Source organism: Acinetobacter sp. NIPH 298 (assembly GCF_000369505.1).
In the GTDB taxonomy this organism is placed as follows: Bacteria; Pseudomonadota; Gammaproteobacteria; order Pseudomonadales; family Moraxellaceae; genus Acinetobacter.
Genome location: NZ_KB850055.1, coordinates 1,414,204 through 1,440,063, shown reverse-complemented (window position 1 = coordinate 1,440,063; position 25,860 = coordinate 1,414,204). Strand labels below are relative to the sequence as shown.

The window sequence follows — 25,860 nt, the reverse complement described above, 5'->3', positions numbered from 1 at the left end:
TTATCCGATCAAACCCATAAAAACATACTGTTTTACCTATTTAGCGCTTTTGCGTACTATAGCCTCATTGAATGAATTTAGCCGACTTGAATTGTTGAGAATTTGGAGACATCGATGTTAGATCAAAATATTAAAACGCAATTAAAAGCTTATTTAGAACGTTTAGAAAGTCCGATCGAGTTGGTTGCTGCTTTAGATGATTCCGACAAAGCTGCAAAAATCAAAGAACTGGTTACTGAAATTGCTGAGTTATCTGATCAGGTGACCGCGCGTTTTGATGGTTCAAATGCTCGCCGTCCAAGTTTTGGGGTGGCGAAAGCAGGTGAACAGCCACGTGTGTTCTTTGCTGGCTTGCCGATGGGACATGAGTTCACTTCTTTGATCTTGGCATTGTTACAAGTGTCTGGTTATGCCCCTAAAGTCTCTGATGAACTTTTAACTCAAATTAAAGGCTTAAATCTCGCGGCAAACTTTGATGTGTTTATCTCATTGAGCTGTCATAACTGCCCTGATGTGGTTCAGGCATTGAACTTGATTGCGATCAACAATCCAAATACCACCACCACCATGATTGATGGTGCCTTCTTCCAAGACGAAGTGGAACAACGCAAAATCTTGGCTGTACCGATGGTATTCCAAGATGATCAACACATTGGTCAAGGTCGTATGACTTTGGAAGAAATCCTTGCCAAGTTAGACACCAACTCAGCAGAGAAAGATGCAGCAGCGATCAATGCCAAAGATGCCTTTGATGTCTTGGTGATCGGTGGAGGTCCTGCTGGGGCAACCGCAGCGATCTATGCGGCTCGTAAAGGGATCAATACCGGTATCGTGGCAGAGCGCTTTGGCGGTCAGGTGATGGATACCATGGATATCGAGAACTTTACTTCTGTACAAAAAACCGTCGGTCCTAAGTTTGCTGCCGAGATGGAAGCGCATGTGCGTGAATATGATGTCGACATCATGAACTTGCAACGTGTCAGCAAAATCATCGGTGCAGATCAAACGACGACAGGCTTGGTCGAAGTTGAACTTGAAAATGGTGCCAAGCTTGAATCAAAAACCATTATTCTTTCTACAGGTGCGCGTTGGAGAGAAATGAATGTACCGGGTGAAGCAGAATACCGTACTCGTGGTGTGGCGTATTGTCCACACTGTGACGGCCCACTCTTCAAAGGTAAGCGTGTTGCAGTGATTGGTGGCGGTAACTCTGGTGTAGAAGCTGCAATTGACCTTGCTGGCATCGTTGAGCATGTCACGTTGGTGGAATTTGATACCAAACTTCGTGCCGATCAAGTGCTACAGAACAAATTAAACAGCTTGCCAAATACTACGGTAATCCTGAATGCATTAAGTACTGAAGTGTTGGGTGATGGTTCTCAAGTCACTGGCTTAAAGTATAAAGATCGTGCAACTGATATTGAGCACACGGTAGAGCTTGCAGGGATCTTCGTTCAGATTGGTTTATTACCAAACACCGATTTCTTGAAAGACAGTGCAGTTGAGTTGAGTAATCGTGGTGAAATCATAGTAAATGATCGTAATGAAACCAATGTCAAAGGTGTGTTTGCTGCGGGTGATTGTACCACTGTACCTTATAAGCAAATCATCATTGCGACGGGTGAAGGCGCTAAAGCATCACTTTCTGCTTTTGATTATATGATTCGTTCGGGTAATTAACAGTTCGTAATTTTCTTATAAAAAATGCCCAAACTTGCGTTTGGGCATTTTTTATTGCGTCAAGGTTTATATAAACCATGATCAACAAGATGTTGACGCAGAATCCGACGTAATTCTAAGATTGCTTCAGGCGTTTCCTGTATTGAATGTCCACCATGTAAGATTTTTTCAGAGACAGCACCATCTAAATGCGCACTTTTATAAGGAACGATGCCATCAGTGATGATATTAGGATCGTCACTTTTGGTAATATTGCCCATAATTGAATGGAAAACTAAGCCTTTTTCAGGTGGAATATCGGCAGTCAGTTCCATGAATTTTGATTTTTTGCTTAAATCACTTGGGCCATTTTGAATAACATCACTGGTCAGCGTTTTTACAAAGTCTTTAAGCTCCATATCATCACTGGTCAATGTATCCGCCAACGTGGTTAAGAAAGTTGCAGGTAAACGAATGATTTTACGCGCAGCTAAAGTAAACCAACGATCAGCATAATCCGTACCACGATGTGGTGAAGCCAAGAAAATAGCCCGATCAAAGTTGGTAATTGGCTTCATTTTGAGTCGTTCGCTAATCGCGGGATGCTTTCTCAGTTGGGTTTGTTGGCGACTACTCATCATTGCTAATGCTTGTTTGGATAGATCAACATCGCTGACCAGAAGTCGACTAATAATCCCGCCCATACTATGACCAATGAGAACAGCATCTTTTGCTGCGGCATCTTTGGGATTTAATGAAGAAAATGCTTGTTTTAATAATGCATAAATCTGAAAACGGCTTTCTAGGATTGGCATATTGGTTGAGTAGAAAACTTGCCATACTTGATATTGTTCACGTAAAACAGTATCGCCCATAATATCATTGGTGACCGCAATCCAAGCCTCAGGGCTACTTGCAAGACCATGAACGAGCACGATTATTTTCTTATTTGGGTTGTACGGCTCTAACATGTATAGATGTGGCATGGTTAAACGCTGATCTCGATCAATCAAGCTTAAATATGCTGCCGCACCTAAATTATTTTCTGCTAACCAAAGTCCATACGGTGCAGAAAAATTTGCTGCAAGTGAGTAAGGTTTACCTGCGATGGTTACTTTTTCAGTGTTATAAGGATCATAAGCTTTAATTTCAAATTCAGGACTGGTTAAAACATCATTTACAGTTGCAGCAGCTTTTTTGGGTTGGGCAATGATGGTCGAAGCCAGATAACGTGCTGGATGGATATTGGGGTTTATGCCGTCAGGAAAGTCATAGTTTAATGGATCGAGTATATATTGGTTATCATGTTTACGGTCTGAGGTGGCAAAGACCGCAACAAAATCAGAACCGAAGCCATCACGACGGTTAAGTGCACGTAAGCCTGAGAAGTTCATGTTATAGCTAGAAACAAACTGTTCTAGGCTCTCATTTTGTAAACGTTGATATTCATTTAAATCAAGTGAATAGGTGCTTTTTCCAATTTTAATCGTTGGCTCAAATGCTTGTTTAGGGTATCGAACTTTGTGAACTTGTACCAGCCTAGCTAAAGCTTGGTTATAAAAATCCCGAATTTGTACCTGACGGTTATCAAATAGACGCTCTTGCGGCTGGCGAGTGGTTTTAAATAAATAGGCATAACTGTAACGAATCGTTTTATCCAAAGCATCGAGTTCTTGATCTAGACATTGCTCATAAGCTTGTTGGATCGTTTTTTGTTCTTCTTCAGCTTTATGCTTGGTCAGTTTGCTGACTTTGCATGCAGATGACTCCGATAAAGCCATGGCTTTGGCAAGATATAACTCACTTGCGGTTGATAGTAATTGTTCATCTAATATTTGTGGGATTTCATGTAAATCAGCCACACATTCATTGGGGGTTTCCATACAAATCTTGGCGGCTTTACCTGACATCGAAAGCACATTGAGGCTAGCCTCACTGAGTTTTTTTTGTGTCAAGATGCTGTTACGTTCATTGGCAATGGTGACATTCAATGCTTGTTCTTTTAGGCTGACAACCTGACATCCACTGAACATGAGGGTACTGAGTAAACTGATAACAAATAGACGTTTATTGGGGGTAAATGCTTGCATCATGGATCAGCACAGGTCACGAGATTGGTTGTAGTTATAATACTGAAATAAGATGTTTTTTCAATGAATAAAAAATAGGCTGTACTAGACAGCCTATTTATATTTATAACGCAGATGAAATTAGTTCATGACTTGCCAAACATTCCAGCGTTTACCAGATTCTACTTCACGAATTAAACGATCAGCGACTTCTGCTTCATCTGGAAATTTAATTTTATAGTTCTTTAAGGTTTGAATTGCATTTTTCTTCTGCTCTAACCAAAGATAGTTATTAGCAGCAGAAAGATAAGCCTCTTGAACTCCGCCTTTGATGGCTTTGTCTAAATATGGAATTGCTTCACGTTGACCACCGCCTTCAGATAAACCAAAACCGAACCAGAAATTGATTTCGGGATCATTTGGGCTAATGGCAAGAATACGCTGTGCATAATTTAAAGATTTAGAAGTATAAGATGTACCCAAATCTAAGTTACGCGCCATGACACTGGCTTTAAACGCACGTGTTAATACATCAAATGATGCATTTGGTTTTTCTGCTAAAGCATCGAGTTTATGGGTAATTTCTTTGAGTTTAGTTTCATAACCTTTACGTTCTTGACGATCAGGGAAACGTGGTGGGTAATGACGAGCCTTACCTTCAACCAATTGTAAAAAATCATCGATTTCAGTGACATCGATTTCATTATCACCAGCGAGTACGGCATATTTCATACTACGTTGTTTGCTATCAATCGTTGGAACAATGAGTTTGTTTACATCCAAAGTCATTGATTTAGACGGATCATTTTGTAGTGAAACCACCATTTTGGTCACAGGCTGAGCTGTGGCATCTTTGATCGCCATTTCAAAACTTGGAGGCGCATCATACTGGATTGGATTTAAAGCATAAAAAGCTGGAGTAGGATCAGGTTCTTTAAATACAAAAGGTTCAGCAACACTTTCTTTTTTGGTTGGCGCAATACCGCATGCCGTTAGAAATGAGGTTGAAAGTACGAGTAATGCCAAAGGCTTAAAATTCATGATCTACATCCATTAATTCTAGTAAGGTGGTAAAAGAAGTTGGTTTCGCTAGTCTAGGAAAAGCGAAACCAACTTGCAATGTATGGCATGTTGTATTTTTATAATTTATTCCGTTTTTGATGGAATACTTTGCGCTTCACATTCTCGTCGAACTTCTTCAATGATTTTTAACTCTTCTTTACTAAACGGTTGAGTTTTAGAGTTCTGACCTTTAAATGTTGGGTCAAGTAGCGAGAGTCTTTGACAAAGCGTATTCATACGTTTTTCATTGTTCTGCATACGATCAAGTAGAACACGAATACCTTCTAGAATTGGATCAGCTTGCTCTTCAGTTGTTGCATAGGGTTCAAACCCAATACTCTCTGCATAATCTCGACGCAGTGCTTCTTGTTCAGTTTGCTCTACTGTTGCTGGTTGTTTGAAAATATAACGAGCAGGACTACCTACAGCGGTTACACCAGCAGGGACTTCTTTTGTCACGACCGCATTAGAACCAACTTTTGCGCCTTTATGTACAGTAAAAGGCCCTAAAATTTTTGCTCCCGCACCAACCACAACACCATCTTCCAAAGTAGGGTGACGTTTGCCTTTATTCCATGTCGTACCGCCTAAAGTAACACCGTGGTATAGGGTTACATCATTGCCAATCTCAGCAGTCTCACCAATCACAACACCCATGCCATGATCTATGAAGAAACGTTTGCCAATTTTCGCACCCGGATGGATTTCGATACCTGTTGCAAATCGACTAAAAGACGACAGCAGGCGGGCAGTGCCTTTATATTCTTTTTTCCATAACTCATGTGCCATGCGATGCATAATCAATGCATGAATACCCGGATAAGTGGTCAGAACTTCGAGTGTATTGCGTGCAGCAGGATCACGTGCAAATACAGCTTCGATATCTTCTTTGAGCTGTTTAATCATTGGACTGATCCTCCTTCGTGTTTTTTTTCCACGAACCATTCGCAAGTGCTTGCACTCGACTAAATATTCCGCGTAATAAATGATATTCCATACGATCTAATTGTATCCTTCCAAATAAACGACGCAAGCGTAATGGAAGTAAACGGGGATTATTTGGGTCTAAAAACTCAATTTCTGTGAGCATTTTTTCTAAATGGGGGTAAAACTCTTCCATTTGCTGTTGATTTACGAGAGGCTCATCCCACTGCATACTTTGTTGTTGTTTGAGTTGCATGTGGTCATCTGGCATGCTGAGCGCTTGAGTATTTTGTTCAAGTGCAGCCATACGTAACTCATAACAAACCACCTGAATGGCTTGAGCCACATTGAGCACGCCATATTCAGGATCAACAGGAATGGTTAAATGATAATTTGCCAAAGCCAATTCTTCGTTGGTCAAGCCACGATCTTCACGACCAAAGACAATCGCAATATTTTGTTGTTGCTTTGCTGCTTGCAATGCTTCTTTTGCAGCAGGTCGAACATCGAGTAAAGGCCACGGAATCGTGCGACTACGTGCACTGGTACCAAAAACCAAATGGCAGTCTTGAATCGCGTCTTCTAAAGTGTCCACAATTTCGATCTGTTCAATGAGGTCTTGAGCGCCTGCTGCCAAGGCATCAATATCTGGATGTGGATAAGTTTTGGGTGCAACTAAGACAAGTTTAGATAGTCCCATCGTTTTCATTGCACGTAACGCACTACCAATATTTGCAGGTAGTGTCGTATTGACCATGACAATACGCACATGATCCAAATGTTTGGACACGTTGTTTGAGTCAAACAGGTTCATATATCATCCAAATTTAAGAATATTGAGAGATTTCAGTTTGATAAAGATCTAAAGCTTCATCCATTGACATATTTTCAGGTGGTGGGGCAACAACACTGACTTTAGGTGCTTCAGCCACTTTTGCTGCTTTTGATTTCACTTGATATTCAATAAAAATTGCATCTTTACCAAAATAATCACGCAACTTTGCCAGCAATTCATCTAGAGGTGCAACTTTCCACTGCGCACCTAAGTGTAATTCTGCTGTTGCAAAGCTTTGTTCAATTTGCATGTGTAGGCCAATATGTTGGCACAGATCAATATTACAATAGGGTAAAAGCAGAGTTTGCAGATCTTTAGCCAATGATTTTGTCATTAAATCGTGGCTTAAGCGAACTTGGATACTTTGGGCGCGTTTCTGACGAATCTCATTTAAACTAAATGCCTTGCTTAACCTTGCCATTGGGCGGTCGAAGCCTTCACGTTCGTAAATTTCACCCTCAATAACCACGACCTGATCTGGTCGAACGATCTCTTTATAGCGTTGGAAACGTTCGTGATTACAACTGATTTCAACACGTGCTGTACCGTCATCTAAGGTGATCATAATACGGTTTGGAAAGTTTGCAATGTCGACCACCAATCCAGCAAAAACAGTGGTAACACCGCGACGTGTCGGCGTGAGTTCATTGAGTTTTGCGGGTACAAATGATTTTAATTCAGGGCGGTAGACATCAATTGGATGACCTGTTAAGTATAAACCAAGCGTATCTTTTTCACCTTTTAGGCGAACTTCATCCGCCCACGGTTTAACGGGTTTGGCGGGTTTGCGTTGAACTTCTTCAACTTCACCAAACAAATCCATGATCCCAGTTTCTCGGTTGCTTCGCGCTTGTTCAGCAGCTTGTACCGCTTCAGGGAGTTGTGCCATGAGGCTTGAACGTTCAATACCCAAACAATCCAATGCACCTGCACGAATTAAAGCTTCTAAGGTTCGTTTGTTGATTTTTTTCAGATCAATTCGATGGCAGAAATCAAATAAATCTTTATAAGGACCTTCTTTGGTGCGTGAGTCGATCACAGACTGCATCGCTTGTTCGCCGACACCTTTAATCGCACCGAGTCCGTACACAATCGTTTGTTCATCACTGGCATGGAAGTGATACAACGACATATTTACCGAAGGTGGAAGCACGTCTAATTTGTTATTACGACAGTCATCAATTAAAAATACAATACTGTCGGTATTTTGCATTTCCGATGACAGTACCGCTGCCATAAACTCAGCAGGGTAATGCGCTTTTAACCAAGCTGTATGATAGGCAACTAAGGCATACGCTGCGGCGTGGGATTTGTTAAAACCATAACCTGCGAACTTTTCCATATAGTCGAAGATATGGTTGGCAGTTGAGACATCAATGCCTTTTTGTCCTGCACCTTCAGTAAAGATTTGGCGTTGTTTTACCATTTCTTCGGGTTTCTTTTTACCCATCGCACGACGGAGTAAATCTGCACCCCCAAGCGTATAGCCCGCACATATCTGCGCAGCCTGCATCACCTGTTCTTGATAAACCATAATACCGTAGGTTGGTTCTAATACGCCTTCAAGTAAAGGATGCAGGTATTCAAACTCACCACCATGCATACGATGGATAAAGTCTGGAATAAGATCCATTGGACCTGGACGATATAGGGAAACGAAGGCAATAATTTCTTCAAATTTGCTTGGTCTCGCTTCCTTCAGCATTTTTTTCATGCCGACGGATTCAAACTGGAACACCGCAGTTGTATTTGCATTGGCAAACACAAGATAGGCATCTTTATCATCCAATGGCACATCAACAATATTTAAGGGAACTGCTGATTTAATGCGTTTGTTTATATTTTGAACAGCATCTTCGATTACGGTCAGGTTACGTAAACCCAAGAAGTCAAACTTGACCAGACCTGCGGCTTCAACATCATCTTTGTCATATTGCGCAACACGACCAGTACCATCAGCTTCACACAAGACGGCTGAATAGTCGGTAATTTTGCCCGGTGCAATCACCACACCACCAGCATGTTTACCAGTGTTACGCGTGATCCCTTCGAGTTTGAGCGCCATTTCCCAAATCTCAGCGGCATCGTCATGATCTGGATTTGAAGGATTGGTGACAATATCTTTAAGTTGCGGTTCCATGTCGATGGCTGTTGCCAAATCAACACCAAGCGGTTTGGTCGGTACCATTTTTGAAATACGATCGGCTAGACCATACGATTTACTCAATACACGTGCGACATCTCGAATCGCACCTTTTGCAGCCATTGTACCGAACGTGGCGATCTGTGAAACCGCTTCACGACCATAGTTTTGAGCAACGTATTCAATGACACGGTCACGACCTGCAATACAGAAATCGACATCGAAATCGGGCATTGAGACACGTTCAGGATTTAAGAAACGTTCAAAGAGAAGGTCATAACGCAGGGGATCAAGATCGGTGATTTTTAAACTATATGCGACCAAAGACCCAGCGCCCGAACCACGTCCGGGACCAACAGGCACACCATTATTTTTGGCCCATTGAATAAAGTCCATGACGATCAGGAAATATCCGGGGAAACCCATTTTCAGGATAATGTCGACTTCATACTTAATTCGCTCGTCATAGGGCTTGCGAATTTCCGCCCAATCTTCATCGCGCTCAGCAATTGGATAAAGATGATTAAGGCGTTCTTCTAAGCCTTCACGAGATAAGTGTTCGAAGTAACTATCAATGGTATAACCATCTGGAATCGGGAAGTCAGGTAAGAAATAAGTACCTAATTGCAACGCGACATTGCAACGTTGCGCGATGTAGTAACTGTTAGCGATCGCACTGGGAATGTCTGAAAATAGTTCAGACATTTGTTCGCCAGTTTTAAAGTATTGTTCTGAACTAAAGTTTTTAGGGCGCTTATTATCACCCAATACATAACCATCGGCGATACAAACACGCGCTTCGTGAGCATCGTAATCATGTTGTTCGATAAAGTGCACATCATTGTGTGCAACCACACCAATTTGATATTTTTCTGCAAGTTTAAGGGCTTGCTGAATAAAATCCTCTTCGCCAGCACGTTCAGTACGCGTGAGTGCCAAATAAACGCGATTACCAAACTTTTCGATCCAAGCTTCTAATAATGGCTCAGCTTTTTGCGGGTTGGATGAGCAGAGCATTTGCCCGACATCACTACGTTGCCCAAGTAATACGATTAAATCTTCAGATTGTTCGAGTATCCAATCTTTTTGCACACAGGGAATGCTGAGCTGTTGACCTTCGATAAAGCCACGCGAAACGATTTCGGTTAGACTTCTCCAGCCTGTATTACTCATAGCTAATAGTGTGGCTCTATGTTCAGCATCATTGAGGCGGATCACACTACCAAGAATTGGTTTAATACCTTTCTTTAGGCAAGCCTCATAAAATTTCACAGCAGCATGTAAGTTAGATAAATCTGTAAGTGCCAGTGCAGGCATTTCATCTTTTACTGCAACTTTGACCAAATCAGGTATGCGAACAATCGATTCTGTAATCGAAAATTCTGTATGAATACCAAGATGAACAAACTGCATAAATCTATCCTTAACACGACCGTCGATTATTCTAACATGCTCTGTGTATGGCTGTTGTCTAATATTTTTGCAATAAGATCATATCTACTTTTTATTTTAAACAGCAAAGAAAAAACCGATGTATATGTGATCTAGACATATACATCGGTTTAATTCCATCAACTTCAATATTACAGGCTTAAATTAATATTCCCAGAACATCCGTTGAATCTCATTTGCATCATTGGTTTTCGTAAGTGCAAGAGCCGCCAAAATACGTGCTTTTTGTGGATTTAAGTCATGTGCAGCGACCCAACCATATTTATCATCTGGTTGTTCAGCATTACGTAAAACAAATCCTTGAGCGACGCGAGACGAACGAATAATTTGAATGCCTTGTTCATCATGTAACTGTTTTAATGTTGGTACGATGTAATTTGCGATTGAACCATTACCTGTACCCGCATTTACAATTGCTTTGGTGCCCGCTTTTGCATAAGCAACATAAGCATCTGTAATCATAGAGTCAGAACCATAAGCGATCTGAACGACAGGGAGTTGATCGCCTTTAATATTTTCAATATTAAATTCAGATGTCGTGGTATGACGCTTTAACGAATTTCTGAACCAATAAGGTTTCTTTTCAACCACAGTACCTAATGCACCCCATTGGCTAACAAAGGCATTGGTATGAATATTAATTCCTTTGGTGACATCACGCGCAGCAAAAATAGAATCATTCATCAGAACCAATACCCCTTTGTTTTTAGCTTCATCAGATGAAGCAAGGGCAACCGCACTATAAAGGTTGAGAGGACCATCGGCAGAAAGAGCCGTTGATGGACGCATTGAACCGACTAGAACTATTGGTTTGTTGGTATGGATAACAAGGTTTAGGAAGAACGCTGTTTCTTCGAGCGTATCAGAACCATGCGTAATGACAATACCATTCACTGACGGTTTTTTGACTAAATCGTTGACTTGTCGTGCCAAAGATAAAAGTTCTTTATCGGTAATATTTTCAGAGGCGATCTGTAACGCTTGTACACCACTTACATTGGCTAAATCTTTGATTTGAGGTACAGCATTGATTAATGCATCGACAGGTACTTTTGCTGCTGTATAGGTTGCACTGTTGGTCGAACTTGCACCTGCACCTGCAATCGTACCGCCTGTTGCGATAACGACTACATTATTTTTTGCATACAATGAAACTGATGCAGCAAGTAGAGTTAATCCTAACCCTAATGATTTAACCGTTTTATTAATCATTAATGACAATCCTGTATTTTATCTTCCATTGAAACACAATGCCTATACCAGACATTGCGACTATTATTTGAATTTTTAGTCGCTAAATCATTGGCATTTTATTTTTTATTGGGATGCGCTGCGAGGGCGAATAGTTGCTTGAATGGTTGAATGGATAATTTTATCAATAGGGTTTGAATAATAGGTTAAAACTAACAATATCAATTATTTGGAATGTAATCGTAATGCAACCCATGGTTTTGCATCATCTTGGTGCGATTTTTACAAGTTGTGGACGGAGTAGTCTAAAATAAAAAAAGCAATGTCTAGCTTAGACATTGCTCTTAATTTTATTGATTAACGACGCGTGGCTAAGAAGCGGCCTAAGCGGTTAATTGCTTCTCGTAGTTCATTTTCTGCGGGTAAAAATACCACACGGAAATGGTCTGGTGTCGGCCAATTAAATCCTGTTCCTTGTACCAGTAATACTTTTTCAGCTTTCAATAAATCCAACATTAATGCCTCATCATCTTCAACTGGATAAACATCCGGATCAAGTCGAGGGAAACAATACATCGCACCTTCAGGTTTGACACAACTCACGCCCGGAATTTCATTGAGCATTTCCCAAGCAATATTTCGCTGTTCATACAGACGACCACCCGGACGGATTAAGTCGTTAATCGATTGATAACCGCCCAAAGCCGTTTGAATAGCATATTGCGCTTGATGGTTGGCACATAAACGCATAGATGCCAACATGTCTAAGCCTTCAATATAATCTGCTGCGCGTGCTTTATTGCCTGTAATCGCCATCCAACCTGCACGATAACCTGCGATACGATAAGCTTTTGATAAACCATTGAACGAAACACATAGTTGATCACCGGCCAAAGCGGCTACGGCTACATGCTCAATGCCGTCATAAATAATCTTGTCGTAAATCTCGTCCGCAAATAAAATCAAATCGTATTTCTTTGCCAACGCAACAATTTGTGCAAGAACATGGCGTGGATAGACTGAACCTGTTGGGTTGTTTGGGTTAATCACCACAATCCCACGCGTGTTCGGCGTGATTTTACTCTCCATATCCGCAATGTCAGGATACCAATAATTTTCTTCATCACATTTATAGTGAATGGCGGTACCACCAGATAGGTTTACTGCGGCGGTCCATAATGGATAATCGGGCATGGGTACCAGCATTTCATCGCCATCGTTCAGTAAGCCTTGCATGGCCATCACGATCAGTTCAGAGACACCGTTGCCGACATACACATCATTGACGTGCATATCAAAAATGCCCTTTTGTTGGTAATACTGACAAATAGCTTTACGCGCAGGGAAAATCCCTTTTGAATCCGTATAACCAATTGCATTTGGCAAGTTTAAAGCGACATCATTGATGATCTCTTGCGGCGCTTCAAAACCAAAAGGCGCAGGGTTACCAATATTTAATTTTATGATTTTATGACCCTGTTCTTCCATTTCATTGGCGGCTCGTAACACAGGACCACGAATGTCGTAGCAAACATGCTCGAGCTTAGAAGATTTTTTGATTTCTCGTGGGGTTTGAATCGTGTTATTCATCTTGGTGTTCTCGGAAAGAGTGGGGTTCACTTTGGCATAGCGATATAAATAACTTTTAAATGTTTCAGTTGTGACTAAATCAAGATCATGTTGATCTCTAAGCAATGTGACAATTTTTTCATGCGTAAATCCGTCCTGTTGATATTGTTTAATCACAGGCAGTAGACTTTTAAAAATAACGCTTTTTTTTTGCGACATTTTTTAATCTCAAGCAAGAATAGAACTAAGATTAACATTGTTTTTGCTTGCTTGAAAGCACATGTGAAATAAAAATGCTCACTTAATTTTGTTAATTTGCTCTCTTTTTGCTTTCTAATTATGGGTGTTTTGTAACTTATTTCGTTAAGACTAGAAATTTTATAATGAATGACGTAAATATAGGATTATTCTATTTTAAATAGTGAAATAAGAAGGAATATGTCATGGGAAAAGTCAATAAAACTGACCGTGAATGGCAAAGAGAGCTATCGCCAGAAGAATACCGTATTACCCGTAAGAAAGGTACAGAGCCTGCTTTTACAGGTCAATATTGGAATAATAAGCAACATGGGGTGTATGTATGTCGTTGTTGTGGCGCTGAATTATTTTCTTCTGAAACAAAATTTGACAGTGGATGTGGTTGGCCTAGTTTCTATCGACCAATTGATAGCGTTGCAGTAGAAGAACACGAAGATTTGTCTCATGGTATGGTCAGAACAGAAATAGTCTGCCATGATTGCGACGCACATTTAGGGCATGTTTTTGAGGATGGCCCACAACCGACTGGTCTACGTTATTGCGTAAATTCGGCATCATTACAACTTAAAACACAAGAAAAGAATGACGAGGAAACTTATCCATGAGTAATATTTATCAGTTTGAAGCTGAGTTGTTAGAGGGAGATATAAAAGCGCTCGCTGATTATAAAGGCAAGGTCATGCTGATTGTAAATACAGCAAGTAAGTGTGGCTTTACCCCACAATTTGCGGGGCTTGAGAAACTTTATGAAAAATATAAATCTCAAGGCTTAGAAGTTTTAGGTTTTCCATGCAATCAGTTTGGCGGACAAGATCCAGGTACCAATAAGGAGATTGGGACATTTTGCCAACGCAACTATGGTGTAGATTTTCCGATGTTCGCAAAGGTTGATGTAAAAGGACCTGAAGCACATGTGATTTTTCGTTTTTTAACACGAGAAGCCAAAGGTATTTTGGGGAGTCGTAATATTAAGTGGAATTTCACCAAATTTTTGGTTGGGCGTAATGGTGAGGTCTTAGGGCGTTATGCACCAACGACAAAACCAGAAGCTTTGGAAGCCGATATTGAGAAAGCTTTAGCTAAGAAGTAAAAATAGAGATAAAAAAGACGGTCATTTGACCGTCTTTTTGCATTAGTGTGTTGATTCGACTATTGTTGGTTTTTCTTTCCTAAAGCTATGTAGCTTGCGGTTAATATCATCAATAAAGGTATACACCACAGGAATGACCAGTAGTGACAAGAAGGTACTGGTAATCAGACCTCCAATCACTGAAATCGCCATTGGCGAGCGGAAACTCGGGTCTGTGCCAATCCCCAATGCAATCGGTAACATACCTGCGCCCATTGCCAATGTTGTCATGATAATCGGACGCGCACGTTTATGACATGCATCCAACAAGGCATTAAAACGAGAGTAGCCTTTTTCATTGCGCGCAATAATCGCGTAATCGACTAAGAGAATTGAGTTCTTACTCGCAATCCCCATCAGCATAATCAAGCCAATTAAACTTGGCATAGAGAAACTGCTTTTAGCCAAGAGTAACAACACAAATGCACCACCCAGTGATAAAGGTAATGCCACTAAGATGGTAATTGGTTGTAAGAAATCTTTGAATAAAAGCACCAGCACCACATAAATACACAGTACACCTGTGAGCATCGCTAAACCGAAACTTGAAAATAGTTCTTGCATCACCTCAGCATCGCCGATATTGGTACGTGTTACGCTTGGCGGTAAGTTTTTCATGGTCGGCAATTGATCAACTTGTGCGGTCACGTCACCTAAAGGTTGATTGTTGAGCTCAATATTCAGGTTGATATTACGCATACGATTGAATCGGTCGATCTGTGAAGGCCCACTTTCAATATTGACATCAGCGATGCTACCTAACATGACTGGGCCTTTGTTTCCTTTGATGATAAGGCGTTTAATGAGCGCTTCATCTTGACGTGCCGACAACGGAAGTTTAATCACAATCGGTATTTGGCGTTGTGATAGATTCAACTTTGCCAAGTTCTGGTCAAAGTCGCCAGCGGTCGCGATTCTTAGTGTTTCAGCAATATCATAACTGGTGATACCAAGATCTGCTGCTTTAGCAAAGTCAGGGCGAACAACCAGTTCAGGACGAATCAGCGCGGCGCTTGAACTCACACTACCTATGTTGGGAATGGTTCGTAATTCACGCTCTAGTTTACGAGCAGTCGCCATCAATGCTTCTGGATCATCACCAGAAAGTGCCAGTTGATATTGACTGTTGTTTCCAGCGATACCCACTTGTATCCTTGCGCCTGGGAGTGGGGCTAAACGTTGTCTGATCTCATCTTCAATTTGTTGCAAACTCGCAGATCGATCAGAGCGTTCGGTGGTTTGAATGGTCAGTGTTGCTTTGCGAGGTTCGCTGGAAGCGCCGCCAGCAAATGGATCTGTACCTGCTGCACCACCGCCAATAGTGGTATAGACACTTTTGACTTCTGGATGGTCTTTAATCAGGTTGCGAGCGTATTCTGCTGTTTTTAAAGTTTCCGAAAATTGTGAACCCGGTGTTAATTCCACGCGAACTTGGGTTTGTCCTGTATCGGGCGGAGGTACGAAACCTGTTGGCAGTAATGGAATGAGCATGAGCGAGCCAATAAAAAAAGCAATCGCACCAAATAGCGTGACCCAACGATGGTTTAAACACCAAGTCACTAAACGCATATACACACGCATGACGCGACCATCATTTTCACGATCTTTGGCCAAACCTCTTTGACCTTGATCTTCTATCGATGAGGTCGGCAATGGATGGTCTATTTTTCCAATCCATGGTTTAAGAATATAAGCTGCCATCATCGGGGTAAGTAAACGCGCAACCAAAAGTGAGGCAAAAATTGCGAGGGATGCCGTCCATCCAAACTGAACGAAGAACTTACCTGCGATGCCACTCATAAATGCGGTCGGTAAAAACACGGCGATTAAGGTAAAAGTTGTCGCGATAACTGCAAGCCCAATTTCATCCGCAGCCTCCATGGCTGCTTCATAAGGGGTTTTCCCCATCCTCAAATGCCGAATAATATTCTCAATTTCGACAATCGCATCATCCACCAATATCCCTACCACCAAAGACATAGCGAGTAGCGTCACGATATTGAGAGTGAAACCAAGGTAATACATGCCAATGATGGCGGGTAAAATAGAGAGGGGTAGAGCTGTTGCAGCAATGATGGTTGCACGCCAATCCCGTAGAAATAACCAGACCACAAGTACCGCTAAAATTGCACCTTCATATAGCAGAGACATTGAACCTTTATAATTATCTTCAACGGGTTTAACAAAGTTAAATGCTTCAGTAATTTCAATGTCAGGATGAGCAGCTTTGAGTTTATCCAAAGCAATGATGACGCCTTTTTCAACATCAACTTCACTCGCGCCTTTACTACGGGTGATTTCAAATCCAATAACAGGTTGTCCATTTAAAAGAGCAGCAGAACGTCGCTCGGCTATTCCATCACTGATTGTTGCGACTTGATCTAGGCGGATATGCCGACCATCACTCAATGCGATATTCATTGCACCAATTTCAGCCGCTGTTTTTACGGTGGCAATGGTACGAATAGATTGTTCACTACCGCCAATTTTGGTTTCGCCACCTGAAGCATCTTGTTGGATCAAGCGAAGCTGTCGGGTAATGTCTGTCGCCGTTGCATTGAGTGCCAATAGTTTTTCAGGGTCGAGTTCGACATCAACTTGACGTGTGACGCCACCGACACGAGATACTGCACCGACACCTTTGACTTGAAGCATAGCGCGAGCAATATCATAGTCAACAAACCATGACAGTGCTTCTTCATCCATTTTGGGTGATTGAATCGCATAAGTTAAGATCGGAGAACCAGACAGATTGATTTTGCTGACAATTGGATCTCTTAAATCAGCTGGTAAGTCTGAGCGAACCTGTGACACTGCATTGCGAACATCATCCACAGCTTCTTGAAGCGGTTTCTCCAATTCGAACTCTGCGGTAACGCTCACTACACCATCTTGAATATTGGTATATTGATTTCTTAAACCTTGTAAAGTTGCAATCGAGTTTTCTATTTTACGGGCGACTTCAGTTTCAAGTTGAGGTGGTGCTGCCCCCGGCAAGGCGGCTGTCACCGTCACCATTGGCAATTCGATATCTGGGAATTGCTGGATTTTCATCCAATGAAAACATAACAGACCTGCCAAGCCAAGCATAATGAATAATAGAATACTTGGAATTGGGTTGCGGATGGACCAAGCGGAAACATTCATTTTAATGCTCCTGTGTGGTCACAAGCTGTTTGCTAAGCGGCGTGTCGGGGATAGCTTTGGCGACATGTACGAGATCTCCATCCGTTAAAAACCCAGTCCCAGAAGAAACCACTTTTACATTCGCTGCTAAGCCTATAATTTCCACACGATTGCCTAAACGTCGTCCCACAGTGACTTTTTGTTGGGTTACACGATTGTCATTGTCAAGGATAAATACATACGCAAAACCATCACGTAATAACAATGCGGTTTGCGGAATGGTTATGGCTGATTTTTCGCCTAGATCAAATTCACCTTTGACAAACATTCCCATGCGAACGGCTTGGGTTGTTGGTAAATCAACATAGACCAGACCATAACGTGTTTGCGGGTCAATCACAGGTGCAATCATTCGAACTTTTCCTGTGATTGCAGGTTGAGTTGGGTCAGGTGAAAAGATGCGAGCAGTCATGCCTTGTTTTAATTTATATAGGTCAGTTGTGGTGACTTCTGCACGCCATTCTAAGCGGTGATCTCGAATCAAACGAAATAACTCTTGGCCTGTTTGTGCTAATGAACCCACTGTGGCACTTCGTGCAGAGATAACCCCACTGTCAGGTGCAATCACTTTGGTTTGTGCTAAACGTAATTGATGGCTTTCAATTTGTGCTTTTGCAGCATCTAAACGAGCCTGCGCAGTTGCTTGAGAGGTTTGATATTGCGTGGATTCTTGAGCGGAAATTGCCCCAGTATTTTTGAGTTGTTGGATACGTTTGTGATTGGTGATGGCATCATTAAGTACTGCTTGAGCTTCTGCATAATTGGCTTTTGCGGCGGCTAAGTCAGCGCGAATGGTGTCGCTATTTATTTCTGCGAGAACTTGTCCGCGCTTAACTTCATCACCTACATTGGCGTTTACTTTAGTGAGACGTTGACCTGATAGTTCGCTACCAATCACGACTTCTTGCCATGCGGCAACGTTTCCGTTGGCAGTAAAGATTTGTTTCCAATTTTGCTGTTCGGGTTGAACGACTGTAACCGTAAGGGCAGCTTTTTGTTCAGTTGATTCTGCTTTTTTCTTGTCTGTGTCCGTTGGCTTTTTAGCAATTCCTATTTGCCGAACGATGATTAGAATAATCACCAGTACGATCACGATTGCTAAAATAAACCAAATTTTTTTATTTATTTTCTGAGGAGTTTGAGAAACCATTTTTCCATCGTTCACCAAATATCGATGGCTAAGTATAGACGAAGATTTCAACAGATGGTCAAGAGTTCGATTAGAGACTTGAACATGAAAAATAAACCGTATCTTTACTATATTTAGGTGAGATTTATCTGATTTTTACTTAAAGAGGCAATAATCGATTAAAGACAACGTTCTTCATGACAATAGTGGAGGTAAGGCGCTGTACATTTGGTAGGGCGGATAAGCTATCGTCATACAACTTTTGAAAACTTGTTAGATCCTTAGTGACGACATGTAGCAGATAGTCTGGATTTCCAAATAGGCGTTGTGCTTGTGTCACATTTGCAATTTCACTCACTTTTTCTTCGAAACTAGATAATGCCTTTTTGTCTCCATCTTTTAAGGTCACAAAAATAATAGCTGAAAAGTTGAGACCAATTTTTGATGCTTCTAGATCTGCATGATAGCCTTTGATAATTCCTGACTCTTCTAAAGCTTTGACACGACGGTGGCATGGAGACAGACTTAAACCTACTCTTTCTGCTAATTCAGTGATAGATAGTCGTCCATTTGTTTGTAGTTCAGCAATAATTTTCTTATCAATGTGATCCATTTGGAAGAAACTACCTCTTAATTTTAGATATATAGAAGTATTTAGAATAACATTTTAATTGCAAAAGCCTATTATCTCTAAGTGATATTTACCATTTGGTTTAAAGATAAAGCACTCAAAATAGACACGTTATTGAGTGTGTAGGGCAGAGCAATGGAATTTAATGTAATTTTAGCTTTCTGGAGCGTTTCAATCTTATTTGTACTCACACCAGGTGCAGATTGGGCTTATGCTATTTTAGCAGGTATCGAGGGAAAGTTTATAAGTACTGCGATCACTGGTTTAATCTTGGGACATTTGATTGCAATTTTATGTGTTGCTGCAGGAGTGGGTTCACTTTTAAACCATTTTCCGATTTTATTGACTTCGATGACGATAATAGGCGCTTGTTATTTACTATGGATGGGAATTAATTTGTTAATAAAGCCTGCAGCTATCTCGCATGCTGATGGGCAAAGTCGATCATTACTAAGTGCAAAAGCATGGTTGATTAAAGGCATCGGTATTAGTGGTTTAAATCCAAAAGTGTTACTTCTATTTTTTGCATTATTGCCACCCTTTATTCATCCAAAAATGGCATTTTCTCCAACTGTGCAAATTGTGTTATTGGGTATGATTCATTTATTGAGTTGTACGGTGGTGTATATGTTGGTTGGTGTGACAGCTAAAAGATTGTTGAGAACTCGTCCTACCGCTGTAAAAATTGTTAGTCGTATTTCAGGTGGGCTAATGGTGATGATTGCTTTAATTTTGGTGGTCGGGCAGCTTTAAATATCGAGAATTGGAATCCATAATTGGTTTATGGATTCCCCTCGTGGTGTGAATTAAAGTATCGCTTTCAAACGTTTAACCACTTCTTCACATTGTGCTAAATCGGCAACCAACGCCATTCGAACATGACCTTCGCCCGGATTGCCTTGTTCGGTATCACGAGATAAGTAACGACCCGGTAGAACTTTGATGTGCGCTTTTTCCATCAGCAATTTGGCAAAAGTTTCATCATTATCAACTTTTAGCCAATAGTAGAAACCTGCATCAGGTTTTTTTAATGGCAATAAATGACCCAATTCAGATTGGAATAAATCAAATTTGGCACGGTATTGTTGACGATTTTCTTCAACATGTGCTTCATCATTCCATGCCGCAATTGAAGCCAATTGATTCTGTACTGGCATCGCGGCACCGTGATAAGTACGGTATTGCAAATAAGGTTTGAGTAATGCGGCATCACCTGCAACAAAGCCTGAGCGCATGCCCGGTAAGTTTGAGCGTTTCGAGAGTGAATGAAACACGATACAGTTTTTATAATCATCCCGTCCCATTTCCGCACAAACTTCTAGCAAACCAATCGGTGCTTGATCAAACCAAAGTTCTGAATAACATTCATCAGATGCAATCACAAAATCGTATTGATCTGAAAGTGCAATCAACTTTTTAAATTGTTGTTTAGACAGTACAGCACCTGTCGGGTTGCCCGGTGTGCAGACAAATAATAATGCTGTTTTTTGCCACACTTCGGCAGGTACAGCATCAAAATCACCCAAATATCCATTTTCTTCAGTGCAATTGATAAAATAAGGCTTTGCACCAGATAGTAACGCTGCGCCTTCATAAATTTGATAAAAAGGATTTGGCATCACGATATAGGGAGCATCTTCACGTTTAATCAATGCTTGAACAAAAGAGAAGATGCCTTCACGTGTGCCTGAAACTGGCAGGATATGATCTTCCGCACTGATTTGATTCAATTTAAAACGTCGAGTCAGCCACTGCGCGATACTTTGGCGCAGTTCAGGTAAGCCCTTACTATTTGGGTAAGTCGATAAATGTGAAAAATTATCAATAATCGCTTGTTTAACAAACTCAGGAGCAGGGTGTTTAGGCTCACCGATTGAGAGTGGAATCAACGGTAAATTGGCAGGTTGCACATCTTTAAAAAGTTGCGTTAACTTCTCAAAAGGATAGGGATGCAATAATGACAAGCTTGAGTTCATTTAAACAGTTACCACATGTAGGGGCGTATCGAATACGCCCAATTATTGATGGAAATTAAAAATTAAGTTGGGTTGCAGATCTGATTTGATGCTTCGTCCAAAGCTGCTTTGAGCATTTCCGCAAACGCTTTCACTTCTTCATCTGTTAGCAACACACCATTTTTCTTGGTGACAAAGAAAATATCTTCGGCACGTTCGCCCAGTGTCGCAATTTTAGCAGAATGAATGTCTAAACCTTGCAGCATAAATAGCCCGCCGATACGTGCAAGTAAACCCGGTTGGTCAAGTGTTGATATCTCGACCATGTGTTGTTGTAAGGTTGGGTTAAGTACAATATCAACCGTATTTTGTATATCAAAATGGCGTAAATGACGTGGTATACGGCGTTGCATAATGCCCGGGTATTGGTCTGAATGATTAAGCGCTTCAACCAATGCCGTTTTTACTTTGTGTTCACGCTCAGGATCGGTGAGTAAAGTACCAAAACGATCCAAAACCAAATAAGTATCTAAACTAAAGGCTGTACTTGCTGTGATAATTTTTGCATCTTGAACATCAAGATTCATACGGTCCAATACTGCAACAGTTGTCGCAAATAGATTAGGTCTATCTCGTGTATAAATAAAGAGTTGAACTGCATCTTCAGCCGCATTACGATGCGCGCGTAAAAGCACCAAAGGTTCAGGATTGTCACCGTGCTGTAAAATCGCCTGTGTATGCCATGCAATTTCGTTTGCTGACTCTTTGACAAAATAGTCATCGCCAAGTTCTTGCCAGACTTTCTCAACTTCAGCCAATGAAAAATCATTGACGAGCAATTCGCTGGCAGCAAATTTGGTGTCTTCAATCAGCATTTGATAATCAACTGGGCGTCCTAAACCAGAACGTACCACATCACGCGAATAGGTATAAAGTTGACGCATCAGAGAGGCGCGCCAAGTGTTCCATAAGTTTGGATTGGTCGCATTAATATCAGCAACAGTCAGTGTATAGAGATAATCTAAATGCTCCATATCACCGACTTTTTCAGCAAATTCCTTTACTTCGTCAGGATCGGAAATATCTTTTTTCTGTGCGGTGAGAGACATGAGTAGGTGGTTGTTGATCAACCATGCAACCAGTTTGCATTCACGCTCAGTAAAGCCATGTGTTCGGCAGAACTTAATTGCATCAATTGCACCCAACTCACTGTGGTCACCACCACGACCTTTGGCAATATCATGAAAAATTGCCGCTAAGTAGACAATATCATGCCTAGAAATTCGTTGGAAAACTGAACTGACAACAGGGAAATCTTTGGCGAATTCTGGCTCTTTAAAACGGCTTAAATTGCGAAGCAATAATAACGTATGTGCATCTACTGTATAGATGTGGAACAGGTCGTATTGCATCAATCCCGTAATCTGCCCAAAAGCGGGGATGTAATTGCCTAAAACGCCGTAACGTTTCATTGACACCATTGTTTCGTACAGTCGATTGGGTGAACGAATAATCGACATAAAGAGCGCTTGGTGTTCAGGATCATCTCTAAAACGCTGATCAATTCGTTTCGCTGCAAGCACCAGTAGTCTTAACGTACGAGCACGTATGCCTGTGATTTCTGGGCGATTTGCCAGTAAATAGAATAGTTCTAAAATCGCGCTTGGTGTTTCGGAAAAAACTTTATGATGTTGAACTGCAAGTTTGCCATCTACGATTTTAAAACGTTCATTGATTTCTATAATTTGACGGTCATATTCAGTCAGGCGAGGGGTAATGACGGACTCGTTGAAATAAGCCAGTAGCATTTCACTTAGCGTGGAAACCTGTTGCGCAGTACGATAATAACGCTTCATAAACTGTTCAACGCCAAAATTTACCGACTGACCTTCTTTACGAACGTAGCCAAATTTTGCAGCTATTTCACGCTGGTGATCAAACAACAAGCGGTTTTCATCACGCTTTGCTAAACGGTGTAGATGGTTGCGAATTTCCCATAAGAAGCTTTCAGCTTCTTCTAATACACCCAATTCAAATTCAGTAATAAAACCTAAATGAACGAGGTCGTAGATACGGTTGACACGAAAGTGGCGTTTTGCAATCCAACCAATTTGATTGATATCACGGATACCACCCGGTGCATTTTTGATATCTGGCTCTAAATTACTCTCAGTATTGTTATGTTGAGCATAGCGTTTGGCTTGCTCTGCCATTTTGGCATCATAGAAGGTTTGATCTGTCCATGTTTGCGCAACAATACGACGTGGCCATTTTGCCAGTTGTTCATTTCCAGTAATCAAACGGGCTTCGATCAGCGTAGTTGCTACGGTTAAATCATTGGTTGCTTGTTCTACACAGTTTTGAATCGTACGAACGCTGATGCCCGGTTTGAAATTACCGACATCCCAAAGCGATGAAATAAAAGTAGAAATTAGCTTTTCTTGTTCTTCACTGAATTCATCGTCTGACAAGATCATAATGTCAGTGTCTGAATAAGGCAGCATTTCACGACGGCCATAACCACCGACAGCAAATAAACCTAATTCAGTTTGATCAAGACCGGCATGATTCCATAGAAATATCAGTGCTTCATCAATCGAGTTAGAACGGGCTTTAATAACGTCACGAATAGATTGACCATTTTCATAACTCTCTTGTAATTGTTTTTCTACATCTTTTCGCCATTGATTAATGGCTTGAATATCATGATGACTGGTGACGTAGTTCAACAATGGAGAAGTATTGATCATGAAAATGGTCTTCTATCAAAGTCCCTCTTTATACAAGAGGGCGAGTTGTGATTGTTGCAATGCAAGGGAAGTTTAAACGTTTGTTTTTACGCTCACTTGGTCAGCTGATTGTTGTGCGAGCTCACGCGCCAAATCTGTACTTTCTGCACGAGCGGTGACAACACCCATACGGCGGCGTTTAAAACCCTCTGGTTTAGCAAATAAGCGTAAGTCAGTATCTGGATTAGCTAAAGCAAGATTTAAGCCAGTAAAACTTAGATTGTTTGAATCTACACCTGCATAAATCACTGCACTTGCAGCAATGCTATGACGAGCCGTGTTGACAGGTAAGCCTAAAATTGCACGTGCATGCAGCTCAAATTCATTTTGAAATTGTGATGCTAAAGTGACGAGTCCAGTGTCATGTGGGCGAGGTGAGACTTCACTGAACCACACGTTATCGCCTTTAATAAATAACTCTACCCCAAAAATACCACAGCCACCTAAAGCGGTTGTTACTTTATTGGCTATTCGTTTTGACTCTTGCAATGCCGCAGCAGTCATCGCTTGAGGCTGCCAGCTTTCCACATAATCACCCGCATCTTGGCGATGCCCAATTGGATCGCAGAAGTGAGTTTCAATTTCACCTGTTTCTGGATTTTTGGCACGAACTGTCAACAAGGTGATTTCAAAATCAAAATCAATTTGTGATTCAACGATGACCGTGCCTTGATTGACACGTCCACCTTGCATGGCATATTCCCAAGCGGCATCGACTTCATCAAAGCTTTTTACGCGAGACTGGCCTTTACCAGATGAAGACATCACTGGTTTTACAAAATTTGGATAACCAATATCGTCACAAGCAGCACGGAAGCTTTCTAGTGTATTTGCAAAGCGGTAAGCAGAGGTTGGTAAACCGAGTTCTTCGGCAGCCAAGCGACGAATACCTTCACGATTCATGGTCAAGTTGACTGCTTTGGCAGAAGGAATCACTGTTGCGGTTTGGTTTTGTTCAATTTCAATTAAAACTTCAGTCGCAATGGCTTCAATTTCAGGAATAATGAGATTTGGCCTAACTTTGGTAATTAATTTTTTTAATGCAGATGGATCAGCCATATTCAAGGTATAAGCGAAATGTGCAACTTGCATGGCAGGTGCATGATCATAACGATCTGCGGCGTGTACTTCGACCCCTAAGCGTTGTAAAGAAATGACGACTTCTTTACCTAGTTCTCCAGAACCTAACATTAAAACTTTAAATGCCGAAGATTGAAGTGGAGTTCCTAGCGTGACGCTCATGCGAATAATCCTATCCTGAGTAATTTGTGTTTAAGCATAGCAGAACTTACGGTTAAATTAAGCTCTAATTGATACAAAAAACATGGTTTTTGTTAGACAAAATATAGTGCTTAAAATGATAGTGATCTGTTTAGACATTCACTTGATAATTTAGCTGTAATTCATCCGCATTTTGTCCACGGATGCCCCAATTGGCTTTTGGTGTCTCAAAAATTGTGATTTCGATATTTTGGGGTGAAATACCGCATTGTTGTTGAATATTATCAAATATTGTTTGGATCAAGCGCTTTTTCGCCTCAGTTGTACGGCCTTCAAACATTGAAATTTCAATAATCGTATAGTTGTCACTACGATCATTAGGGTAGATGAAATTGGCTTGCTCTAAAGCAATAAAGCGTTGAAATTTCTTTTCTATTGGATAGCTCAAACTTGTCAACAAAGCTAGATGGATGGCATCTGAAAGTTGATCTCTAAATTGAGTGATCGTTTTATTCAGCGCATAAATTTTTATTTGGGACATTTATCATTTGCTCCGTGATTGTGTTCATACGTATTGTTGATGATTAGACTTTTTTCATCATTATTTAGCCTCTTTAGACTTTTCCCATTGAGAGAGTGAGGAACGATTGAAGTTCCG

18 protein-coding genes are annotated in these 25,860 nt (G+C 41.1%); 4 read left to right on the top strand and 14 right to left on the bottom strand.

The window, feature by feature from the left end; translation table 11 throughout:
* The first annotated feature begins 114 nt into the window (after positions 1–114).
* Positions 115–1,680, top strand: coding sequence for an alkyl hydroperoxide reductase subunit F (ahpF, locus tag F903_RS11745; protein ID WP_005197282.1), 1,566 nt, complete (start codon positions 115–117; stop codon positions 1,678–1,680).
* Between the two features lie 59 nt (positions 1,681–1,739).
* Here the strand turns inward: ahpF and F903_RS11740 are convergent, their stop codons facing one another.
* The 7 genes from F903_RS11740 to F903_RS11710 form a co-directional block, all read right to left on the bottom strand.
* Positions 1,740–3,749: an esterase/lipase family protein gene (locus F903_RS11740; protein ID WP_171065233.1), complete on the bottom strand. Its 2,010-nt coding sequence runs from the start codon at positions 3,747–3,749 to the stop codon at positions 1,740–1,742.
* A 120-nt stretch (positions 3,750–3,869) separates the two neighbouring features.
* Positions 3,870–4,769 carry an ABUW_2363 family tetratricopeptide repeat lipoprotein gene (locus tag F903_RS11735; RefSeq protein ID WP_004671500.1) on the bottom strand — a complete coding sequence of 300 codons (900 nt, stop codon included), beginning with the start codon at positions 4,767–4,769 and terminating at the stop codon, positions 3,870–3,872.
* 105 nt (positions 4,770–4,874) lie between these two features.
* Positions 4,875–5,696: a serine O-acetyltransferase gene (gene cysE, locus F903_RS11730; protein ID WP_004671499.1), complete on the bottom strand. Its 822-nt coding sequence runs from the start codon at positions 5,694–5,696 to the stop codon at positions 4,875–4,877.
* The gene (locus tag F903_RS11725) at positions 5,689–6,528 is read right to left on the bottom strand and encodes an RNA methyltransferase (protein WP_004671497.1); all 840 of its coding nucleotides are present in this window, start codon (positions 6,526–6,528) and stop codon (positions 5,689–5,691) included. The genes cysE and F903_RS11725 overlap by 8 nt, the downstream gene beginning before the upstream one ends.
* Positions 6,529–6,541: 13 nt before the next feature.
* Positions 6,542–10,105: a DNA polymerase III subunit alpha gene (gene dnaE / locus F903_RS11720; RefSeq protein ID WP_005197279.1), complete on the bottom strand. Its 3,564-nt coding sequence runs from the start codon at positions 10,103–10,105 to the stop codon at positions 6,542–6,544.
* A gap of 183 nt (positions 10,106–10,288) precedes the next feature.
* The gene (locus F903_RS11715) at positions 10,289–11,356 is read right to left on the bottom strand and encodes an asparaginase (RefSeq protein ID WP_005197278.1); all 1,068 of its coding nucleotides are present in this window, start codon (positions 11,354–11,356) and stop codon (positions 10,289–10,291) included.
* Between the two features lie 336 nt (positions 11,357–11,692).
* Positions 11,693–13,123 carry a pyridoxal phosphate-dependent aminotransferase gene (locus F903_RS11710; RefSeq protein ID WP_004671494.1) on the bottom strand — a complete coding sequence of 477 codons (1,431 nt, stop codon included), beginning with the start codon at positions 13,121–13,123 and terminating at the stop codon, positions 11,693–11,695.
* Positions 13,124–13,347: 224 nt separating this feature from the next.
* Between F903_RS11710 and msrB the strand changes: the two genes are divergently transcribed.
* Together msrB and F903_RS11700 are read left to right on the top strand one after the other, a co-directional pair.
* On the top strand, positions 13,348–13,767 hold the full coding sequence (msrB, locus tag F903_RS11705) for a peptide-methionine (R)-S-oxide reductase MsrB (RefSeq protein WP_004671492.1): 420 nt from the start codon (positions 13,348–13,350) through the stop codon (positions 13,765–13,767).
* Complete coding sequence (locus F903_RS11700) at positions 13,764–14,252, top strand: glutathione peroxidase (protein WP_004671491.1); 489 nt, start codon at positions 13,764–13,766, stop codon at positions 14,250–14,252. Before msrB ends, F903_RS11700 begins: the two co-directional genes overlap by 4 nt.
* A 42-nt stretch (positions 14,253–14,294) precedes the next feature.
* On the opposite strand, the gene F903_RS11695 is transcribed toward F903_RS11700, so the two are convergent.
* From F903_RS11695 to F903_RS11685, 3 genes are all read right to left on the bottom strand, one after another.
* The gene (locus tag F903_RS11695; RefSeq protein ID WP_005197277.1) at positions 14,295–17,438 is read right to left on the bottom strand and encodes an efflux RND transporter permease subunit; all 3,144 of its coding nucleotides are present in this window, start codon (positions 17,436–17,438) and stop codon (positions 14,295–14,297) included.
* A 1-nt stretch (position 17,439) separates the two neighbouring features.
* Complete coding sequence (locus tag F903_RS11690; protein ID WP_005197276.1) at positions 17,440–18,627, bottom strand: efflux RND transporter periplasmic adaptor subunit; 1,188 nt, start codon at positions 18,625–18,627, stop codon at positions 17,440–17,442.
* A gap of 139 nt (positions 18,628–18,766) precedes the next feature.
* Complete coding sequence (locus F903_RS11685) at positions 18,767–19,219, bottom strand: Lrp/AsnC family transcriptional regulator (RefSeq protein ID WP_005197275.1); 453 nt, start codon at positions 19,217–19,219, stop codon at positions 18,767–18,769.
* 153 nt (positions 19,220–19,372) lie between these two features.
* Here F903_RS11685 and F903_RS11680 point away from each other — a divergent pair, with 153 nt between their 5' ends.
* Entirely contained in the window at positions 19,373–19,990 is a 618-nt protein-coding gene (locus F903_RS11680; protein WP_005197273.1) for a LysE family translocator, read from the top strand.
* A 53-nt stretch (positions 19,991–20,043) separates the two neighbouring features.
* Here the strand turns inward: F903_RS11680 and dapC are convergent, their stop codons facing one another.
* The 4 genes from dapC to F903_RS11660 form a co-directional block, all read right to left on the bottom strand.
* Positions 20,044–21,213 carry a succinyldiaminopimelate transaminase gene (dapC, locus tag F903_RS11675; RefSeq protein WP_005197270.1) on the bottom strand — a complete coding sequence of 390 codons (1,170 nt, stop codon included), beginning with the start codon at positions 21,211–21,213 and terminating at the stop codon, positions 20,044–20,046.
* A gap of 62 nt (positions 21,214–21,275) precedes the next feature.
* The gene (glnD, locus tag F903_RS11670; RefSeq protein WP_005197268.1) at positions 21,276–23,942 is read right to left on the bottom strand and encodes a [protein-PII] uridylyltransferase; all 2,667 of its coding nucleotides are present in this window, start codon (positions 23,940–23,942) and stop codon (positions 21,276–21,278) included.
* A 72-nt stretch (positions 23,943–24,014) separates the two neighbouring features.
* Complete coding sequence (purT, locus tag F903_RS11665) at positions 24,015–25,232, bottom strand: formate-dependent phosphoribosylglycinamide formyltransferase (protein WP_171065285.1); 1,218 nt, start codon at positions 25,230–25,232, stop codon at positions 24,015–24,017.
* Between the two features lie 121 nt (positions 25,233–25,353).
* Positions 25,354–25,743: a tautomerase family protein gene (locus F903_RS11660; protein WP_005197264.1), complete on the bottom strand. Its 390-nt coding sequence runs from the start codon at positions 25,741–25,743 to the stop codon at positions 25,354–25,356.
* Between the last annotated feature and the right edge of the window lie 117 nt (positions 25,744–25,860).

What these genes read in the sequence shown, in the direction of transcription:
- ahpF (WP_005197282.1), top strand. Translation starts at nt 115, where the DNA reads ATGTTAGATCAAAATATTAAAACGCAATTAAAAGCTTATTTAGAACGT.
- F903_RS11740 (WP_171065233.1), bottom strand. Translation starts at nt 3,749, where the DNA reads ATGCAAGCATTTACCCCCAATAAACGTCTATTTGTTATCAGTTTACTC.
- F903_RS11735 (WP_004671500.1), bottom strand. Translation starts at nt 4,769, where the DNA reads ATGAATTTTAAGCCTTTGGCATTACTCGTACTTTCAACCTCATTTCTA.
- cysE (WP_004671499.1), bottom strand. Translation starts at nt 5,696, where the DNA reads ATGATTAAACAGCTCAAAGAAGATATCGAAGCTGTATTTGCACGTGAT.
- F903_RS11725 (WP_004671497.1), bottom strand. Translation starts at nt 6,528, where the DNA reads ATGAACCTGTTTGACTCAAACAACGTGTCCAAACATTTGGATCATGTG.
- dnaE (WP_005197279.1), bottom strand. Translation starts at nt 10,105, where the DNA reads ATGCAGTTTGTTCATCTTGGTATTCATACAGAATTTTCGATTACAGAA.
- F903_RS11715 (WP_005197278.1), bottom strand. Translation starts at nt 11,356, where the DNA reads ATGATTAATAAAACGGTTAAATCATTAGGGTTAGGATTAACTCTACTT.
- F903_RS11710 (WP_004671494.1), bottom strand. Translation starts at nt 13,123, where the DNA reads ATGTCGCAAAAAAAAAGCGTTATTTTTAAAAGTCTACTGCCTGTGATT.
- msrB (WP_004671492.1), top strand. Translation starts at nt 13,348, where the DNA reads ATGGGAAAAGTCAATAAAACTGACCGTGAATGGCAAAGAGAGCTATCG.
- F903_RS11700 (WP_004671491.1), top strand. Translation starts at nt 13,764, where the DNA reads ATGAGTAATATTTATCAGTTTGAAGCTGAGTTGTTAGAGGGAGATATA.
- F903_RS11695 (WP_005197277.1), bottom strand. Translation starts at nt 17,438, where the DNA reads ATGAATGTTTCCGCTTGGTCCATCCGCAACCCAATTCCAAGTATTCTA.
- F903_RS11690 (WP_005197276.1), bottom strand. Translation starts at nt 18,627, where the DNA reads ATGGTTTCTCAAACTCCTCAGAAAATAAATAAAAAAATTTGGTTTATT.
- F903_RS11685 (WP_005197275.1), bottom strand. Translation starts at nt 19,219, where the DNA reads ATGGATCACATTGATAAGAAAATTATTGCTGAACTACAAACAAATGGA.
- F903_RS11680 (WP_005197273.1), top strand. Translation starts at nt 19,373, where the DNA reads ATGGAATTTAATGTAATTTTAGCTTTCTGGAGCGTTTCAATCTTATTT.
- dapC (WP_005197270.1), bottom strand. Translation starts at nt 21,213, where the DNA reads ATGAACTCAAGCTTGTCATTATTGCATCCCTATCCTTTTGAGAAGTTA.
- glnD (WP_005197268.1), bottom strand. Translation starts at nt 23,942, where the DNA reads ATGATCAATACTTCTCCATTGTTGAACTACGTCACCAGTCATCATGAT.
- F903_RS11660 (WP_005197264.1), bottom strand. Translation starts at nt 25,743, where the DNA reads ATGTCCCAAATAAAAATTTATGCGCTGAATAAAACGATCACTCAATTT.